The following is a 267-nucleotide window of genomic DNA, read 5'->3' as shown; positions in this document are numbered from 1 at the left end:
CAGCATAAGCAACAAGTAATGAGCGTAACAAACTTATTAGCAGATTTTATCGCCCATGATCGCCGTGTACGCCCAGATAAAATCGCAGAATTAGAATCTGAGCGTAATAAGCTTGAACAGCAACTAAGCAAAATAGGCGCAGTCAATCTTGCCGCAGTGGCAGAGCTTGCGGAAGTTAATGAGCGTTTAGAGCCACTTGCGCAGCAAACAGCCGATATTGCTGCGAGTATGCAGACGCTGACGGAAGCGATTGCCTCTATTGATGAG

1 protein-coding gene is annotated in these 267 nt (G+C 46.4%); it reads left to right on the top strand.

What is annotated here, in order from left to right:
- Positions 1-18 precede the first annotated feature (18 nt).
- Positions 19-267, top strand: a 249-nt coding sequence (locus AAEY75_RS15480; protein ID WP_352260087.1) for a hypothetical protein, incomplete at its 3' end; no start/stop codon positions are given.

This window comes from Psychrobacter sp. TB55-MNA-CIBAN-0194, assembly GCF_040309505.1.
GTDB classification, from domain to species: Bacteria; Pseudomonadota; Gammaproteobacteria; order Pseudomonadales; family Moraxellaceae; genus Psychrobacter; species Psychrobacter fozii.
The sequence above is the reverse complement of the archived record's forward strand: the minus strand, read 5'-3'. Positions and strand labels throughout refer to the sequence as shown.